The sequence below is a fragment of the Acidobacteriota bacterium genome, from assembly GCA_022340665.1.
Classification (GTDB): Bacteria; Acidobacteriota; Thermoanaerobaculia; order Thermoanaerobaculales; family Sulfomarinibacteraceae; genus Sulfomarinibacter.
Genome location: JAJDNM010000037.1, coordinates 1 through 6,085, shown reverse-complemented (window position 1 = coordinate 6,085; position 6,085 = coordinate 1). Strand labels below are relative to the sequence as shown.

Annotated in this window: 8 protein-coding genes; 6 read left to right on the top strand and 2 right to left on the bottom strand. The window is 60.7% G+C overall.

Features of this window, described 5'->3' with window-relative positions; genetic code table 11:
• Nucleotides 1-273: hypothetical protein (locus LJE93_05350; GenBank protein ID MCG6948326.1), on the top strand; the 273-nt coding region annotated here is incomplete at its 5' end.
• A 33-nt stretch (nt 274-306) separates the two neighbouring features.
• Here the strand turns inward: LJE93_05350 and cysK are convergent.
• Entirely contained in the window at nt 307-1,236 is a 930-nt protein-coding gene (cysK, locus tag LJE93_05345; GenBank protein ID MCG6948325.1) for a cysteine synthase A, read from the bottom strand.
• Between the two features lie 105 nt (nt 1,237-1,341).
• On the opposite strand from cysK, the gene pta reads away from it, so the two are divergent.
• From pta to LJE93_05320, 5 genes are all read left to right on the top strand, one after another.
• Entirely contained in the window at nt 1,342-2,331 is a 990-nt protein-coding gene (gene pta / locus LJE93_05340; protein ID MCG6948324.1) for a phosphate acetyltransferase, read from the top strand.
• A 6-nt stretch (nt 2,332-2,337) separates the two neighbouring features.
• Nucleotides 2,338-3,618, top strand: coding sequence for a phosphoribosylamine--glycine ligase (gene purD / locus LJE93_05335; GenBank protein MCG6948323.1), 1,281 nt, complete (start codon nt 2,338-2,340; stop codon nt 3,616-3,618).
• 3 nt (nt 3,619-3,621) lie between these two features.
• Nucleotides 3,622-4,155: a 5-(carboxyamino)imidazole ribonucleotide mutase gene (purE, locus tag LJE93_05330; GenBank protein ID MCG6948322.1), complete on the top strand. Its 534-nt coding sequence runs from the start codon at nt 3,622-3,624 to the stop codon at nt 4,153-4,155.
• A gap of 11 nt (nt 4,156-4,166) precedes the next feature.
• Nucleotides 4,167-4,877 (top strand): stage 0 sporulation protein, encoded by a 711-nt coding sequence (locus LJE93_05325; GenBank protein ID MCG6948321.1) that lies wholly within the window; start codon nt 4,167-4,169, stop codon nt 4,875-4,877.
• Nucleotides 4,878-5,006: 129 nt separating this feature from the next.
• Nucleotides 5,007-5,342: an RNA chaperone Hfq gene (locus LJE93_05320; GenBank protein MCG6948320.1), complete on the top strand. Its 336-nt coding sequence runs from the start codon at nt 5,007-5,009 to the stop codon at nt 5,340-5,342.
• A gap of 51 nt (nt 5,343-5,393) precedes the next feature.
• On the opposite strand, the gene udk is transcribed toward LJE93_05320, so the two are convergent.
• Nucleotides 5,394-6,017: a uridine kinase gene (udk, locus tag LJE93_05315; GenBank protein MCG6948319.1), complete on the bottom strand. Its 624-nt coding sequence runs from the start codon at nt 6,015-6,017 to the stop codon at nt 5,394-5,396.
• Nucleotides 6,018-6,085: the final 68 nt, after the last annotated feature.

Genomic DNA, 6,085 nt, shown 5'->3' with positions numbered 1-6,085 from the left:
GTGGCTCGGCGGGGAGTCGGCCGGCGAGCGGCGATTTCGTTTCTGTTCGGCATTCCTTCGGGCCGCCATGTGGAGCACCCTGATGCCCTGCGTGCGGCCGCGAGCCAGGTGCGGCTGGAACCGGCTTTGCCGGTCGAGGAGATTCCCTACCAGATCGATGGCGATGTCACCGGAATGCTACCGGTCGAGATTGAGGTGGATCCGCGACCGTTGATGGTCAGAGTGCCAGTCCACCGCCGAAACCAGTCCTCTCATGGCCCACGATCGGCCTAACCGCCGAGTCGTCGCGTGCCAACGGTCGAAGAGTCAGAGATCCGTGAACAGATCAGTCGAGATGTAGCGCTCGGAAGTCGAGGGGGCGATAAAGACGACGAGTTTGCCGGCCATCTCGTCGCCGGCCGCGATCTTGAGGGCAGCAGCGCAGGCCGCGCCGGTGGAAATCCCTCCCAGGATGCCTTCATCGCGAGCAAGGCTGCGGGCGGTCGAAAAAGCTTCCTCGGAATTCACCGTGACCACTTCGTCTACCACCGACCGGTCGAGGTTTTCGGGCAAGAAACCCGCACCGATCCCCTGGATCTTGTGAGGTCCTGGTTCGCCGCCGGAGAGCACCGGTGATTCAGCTGGTTCGACTGCCACGATGCGAACTGAGGGCCGCCGCTCTCGCCAGAATCGACCCACCCCGGTAATCGTGCCTCCGGTTCCGACCCCGGCCACGAAGACGTCCATCTTCCCGTCGGTGTCCTGCCAGAGTTCCTGAGCGGTGGTTGAGGAGTGGATTTGCGGATTGGCCGGGTTGCTGAATTGCTTTGGCTCCACCGAATCAGGAATCTCGGCAAGCAATTCCTGGGCGCGGGCCGACGCACCCTTCATCCCTTCGTCCGCCGGGGTGAGCTCGATTTTGGCCCCGAGAAGATCGAGAATCTTGCGTCGTTCGAGTGACATCGACTCCGGCATCGTGAGGATGCAACGGTAGCCACGTGACGCCGCCACCATAGCGAGCGCGATACCAGTGTTGCCCGAGGTTGCTTCGATAATGGTCGACCGCCCCGGTATCAGGAGACCATCTCGCTCCAGGGCATCCACCATTGCGACTCCGATTCGATCCTTCACCGAATGTGCCGGGTTGAAAAACTCGAGCTTGGCGACCACTTGAGCGCTTGCCTCGGCGGCGATCCGGTTGAGTCGAACCAACGGCGTGTTCCCCATGAGACGAGAGATATCGGACGCTATTCGCATGCCACCTCCTCGCGGATGTGATGGTCCATGTAACTTCAATCACAGCTGAAACCTTCCGGCGGTCCGGCGAAGGCTTTGGGTTACAATGACTGCCGGGGGAGAGTTGTGGGGTTTCTCGAACAGGTCGAGAGGCGGGCGGCGGTTGTTGGCGGCCGGGTGGTGCTTGCCGAAGGCCATGATCCGCGGGTAGTAGAAGCTGCAAAACAGCTCGTAACCGGCGGATCATGCGAGGTGATTCTCCTGTGCCCCGGGGACGAGCGCCAGCCTATCCATGACGAACTTGCGAGACGGGGCGTTGACGTCGCGGATCCTGCGGCGGATTACCGTCGAGAAGACCTTGCAGCCCACCTGCACCAGCGCCGCGCACCCAAAGGGATGTCGGAAGACGAGGCGTTGAAGGCGGTCGAAGACCCGCTCTACTTCGCCTCGTTGTTGGTAGCGACGGGCGCTGCCGACGCCTCCGTTGGTGGGGCGGTGCGAACGACTGCAGATACGGTGCGCGCCGCACTTCACTGTATTGGACCTGCTCCCGGGCTGCGGACGGTTTCGTCCGCCTTTATCATGGTCCATCCTGAAGCGAGCTGGGGCGACGACGGGATCATGGTATTCGCCGACTGTGCGGTGATGCCCGATCCGGACTCGGTTCAACTGGCTGAAATTGCCATATCTGCGGCTGCGACCTTCAGCTCGATCGTCGGTGGCGAACCACGGGTCGCCTTGCTCTCGTTTTCGACCAAAGGCTCGGCGAGCCATCCGTTGGTCGAAAAAGTGACCGGCGCGTGCGATGAGCTCAATGCACGTGGAGTCGACTTCGTCTTCGATGGTGACCTGCAGCTGGATGCAGCTCTCGTGAAAACGGTCGGTGAGAAAAAGGCCCCAGGATCGCCAGTTGCCGGCGCCGCGAATGTGCTCGTGTTTCCGGATCTCAATGCCGGAAACATCACCTACAAAGCGGTCGAGCGGCTCGGTGGCGCGCGGGCGTTGGGTCCGCTCATGCAAGGCCTCGCGAAACCGGCCAATGACCTGAGTCGGGGATGCTCCGCGGGCGACATCGTACAGACCAGTTATCTAAGTCTGCTGCAAGCGAGGGGGTAGACACCGATGCGCGTTCTCGTTCTAGGGTCAGGTGCGCGTGAACACGCGATCGTCCATGCCCTGCGACGTTCTCGCGGAGTGAGCCACGTTTTTGCCGCTCCAGGGAACCCAGGAATTGCCCAAGCAGCCGATCTGCTTCCGATATCCGCCAACGATCTGCCCGGGGTTGCGGAGGCGGCTGAGGATCTTCGCATCGACCTGACGATTGTCGGACCGGAAGTCCCGCTCGCCATGGGTGTTTGCGACGAGTTCTACCGTCGGGGTCTGCGTCTCTTCGGGCCCCGCCGGGCGGCTGCCGAGCTGGAGTCGAGCAAGGTGTTCGCGAAGGAGTTCTGCCAACGGAATGACATTCCCACCGCCCGGGCCTCAGTTGTTAGAACCAAGGACGAGGCGGTAGAGGCGAGCCGGGATCTCGGGATGCCGGTGGTGTTCAAGGCCGATGGCCTGGCCGCAGGCAAAGGCGTGTTGATCGTCCGCGATGAGCCAGACCTTGAGCACGCGCTGGATGTGTTTTTCACGCAGCGGAAGTTTGGGGATGCCGGAGACAGGGTGCTGGTCGAGGAGTGTCTCGACGGCGACGAGGTCTCGTATATGGCGATATCGGACGGCGACCGTGTCATCCCGATTGCGACCTCACATGATTACAAGCGCGCGAAGGAAAACGACGAGGGCCCGAATACCGGTGGGATGGGTGCCCATTCTCCAGCTCTGGTCATGCCTCCGGGCACGAGCCGTCTGATCCTGGACACGATTGTGCGGCCGACAATTTTGGGTATGAAGGAGGAAGGTCGATCGTATCGGGGAGTGCTCTATGTCGGACTGATGATGACGCCCGACGGTCCCAAAGTCCTGGAGTTCAACTGTCGCCTTGGTGATCCGGAAACCCAGGCGATCTTGCTGCGGTTGGATGACAATTTCGCTGAAGTGGCCATGGCGGCGGCCGACGGCGCCATGGAGGCGACGAATCTCAGGTGGCGCAAAGAGGCGGTGGCCTGCGTTGTCATAGCAGCTGACGGTTATCCAGGTAGCCCGCGCAAGGGCGATGAGATCACCGGCATCGACGATGCGATGGCGCTCTCCGGGGTCACGGTTTACCACGCGGGAACCCGTCTCGATGGAGAAAAACTCACGACTGCCGGCGGCCGCGTGTTGTCGGTTTGCGGGCGGGGTGCTTCTCTGTCCGAAGCGCTCGAGACCGCGTACGAAGGCGTTGGAAAAATATCGTTCGATGGAATGTGGTTCCGATCGGATATCGGTCGGGACACGCTGGCAAAGCTGGAGGCCTGAGCGATGGAAATTGAGCAGGACGACCATCCGCAGGTCCTCGTGCTGATGGGCTCCGCAAGCGATTGGAAGCATCTACGCGGAGCGGCAGAACTCTTGCAAGACCTCGGTGTAGGATTCGAGGTCCACGTATCCTCCGCCCATCGCACACCGGAACGAACGGTAGAACTTGTCCGAGCAGCAGATTCCGACGGATGCCGGGTTTTCATCTGCGCGGCCGGGATGGCAGCGCACCTCGCCGGTGTGGTGGCGGCGCACACGGTGCGCCCCGTACTTGGTGTGCCGTTACCTGGTGGCGTGCTCGATGGGGTGGACGCGCTGCTGTCGACTGTACAGATGCCGGGCGGCATACCGGTGGCGACCTTCGCTGTCGGTCCGGCCGGTGCACGCAACGCCGCCTTCTTCGCCGCTCAAATCCTCGCCAGCGAGTTTCCAAAACTCCGGCAGGCCCTGAAGGATGCGCGGCGCAGGGACTCCGAGAAAATCGCTGCCGCTGATCGTGACATCGCGGCTGAACTCGCCGGCGACGACAAGCCATGATGCCGGAGCTCGTGCAGTGTACCGTTACGCCGCGCCTGGAAGACTGGGTGCCAGTGCTGGTCGACCCTGACCTCCCACCTTTGCCGTGCCGCGCAGGAAAGCTGGAGTTGAAGCACGGCGAAATGATCGTTGTTGACACTCCTGACGGGAAGTTCTTGGGTAAGGTAACTGCGTTCTCGATTCCGACGATCAAGAAGCCTCTCAGGGGTGCGGCGCGCATCGTTCGCAGGGCAACTCCGGAAGACGAGAAACGACATGAAGACACTGGCCACCTCGAACGTGAGATCGAGCATTATCTGAGGCGGAGAACCCGCGAAATGAAGCTCGAACTCCACCCATTCAAGGTGAGGTTGCCCCTGTCGGGTCGCAAGGCCGTTATCTACTTCTCGGCCGAAAAGCGGGTCGACTACCGTCCGCTACAAAGGGACTTGGGCCGTCGCTACCGCAGGGGCATCGAAATGCGCTCGTTGGGGGTTCGCGACGGTGCGCGGTTGTGTGGAGGCCTCGGCCCGTGCGGACGTTGCCTGTGTTGCACGACGTTCATGGATCGATTCCACTCGGTGACCGTACGCATGGCAAAGCGCCAGAATCTGAGCCTCAACCCTGCGAAAATTTCCGGTCTTTGCGGACGACTTATGTGCTGCCTTTCTCATGAGGTCGAACTCTACCCCGGCAATAAACGAAACCAACGAAAACAACCCAACCAGGAAAAATCGCGGTAGCGTCGTCGAGGATCTGCCGACAACAGGGGAAGACACCCCCTTCTGGATCTGATAGTCTGTTGCCAGAACCCGCACCTGCACGTTATCGGAAACCCTGCGCCGCACAGCATGGGCTGCGAGGAGAGTTTGATGTCAGAGCGTAAGCTGATCCGACCATCCATGACGGAGATGATGGAAAAGTACCCAACCCGATCGACCGGGCGCCGCAAACAGGTGCCGGCTGAGCAGACGAACGCCGAAAGCTTTTACTACCTCAAACAGATGCAGAACCGCACCGCGATGATCGTGGTGCTCACGGATGGGACCGAACTCAAGGGCTGGATCGAGTGGTACGACAAGAACTGTCTCAAGCTCAACCGGGTTGATGCTCCAAACCTTTTGCTGTTCAAACATTCCATCAAGTTCATGTTCAAAGAAGATGAGTTGAGATCCCGCCGTCGTCGTCGCCCGCCCGCCAGCCGCTGAAGCCCGCTCCAATTGCCAGCGTCATGCACCGAACGAAGCCCTGGAGCCAAATTATTCGACAGTTTGGAGCATCTGGAAAATACGACTGATGACGAGATCCAGTGCAACCGTGTTGAATCCGCCCTCAGGGATGATGATGTCCGCCCAACGCTTCGAAGGTTCCACGAACTCGAGGTGCATCGGGCGGACCGTCGTCAGGTATTGATCGATCACCCCGTCCACAGTTCGTTCCCGCTCCTCCATATCCCTGAGAAGCCGCCTTATGAAACGGAGATCGGCATCTGTGTCGACGAATATCTTGACGTCGAGCAGCTCCCGTATAGCCGGCATCGCCAGAATCAGGATTCCCTCCAGAAGTATCACCGGTCGCGGTCCAAGGCACTCGGTCTCCTCCTTGCGGACATGGTTGGCGAAGTCATAGACCGGCAACGGGGCAGACCGGCCGGCCTTGAGCAGGCGGAGATGCTCCTGAAGCAGGTTTTCCTCAATGGCCTCCGGGTGATCGAAATTGTGGTGTGCCCGTTCGTGACCCTGGAGGTGGGCGAGATCGTGATAATACCGGTCCTGATTGACGACTACGATTCGTTCAGGCCCGACCCGACGCACGATTTCGTTGGCAACGGTTGTCTTCCCGGACCCGGTGCCACCGGCCACCCCGATGCAGAGTGTTTTCATCGACCCGGCGCGACTAGCCCGCATCATTCATGAAGCTCCTGTTGCAAGGCGCGAAGCAGCGCGCGTGT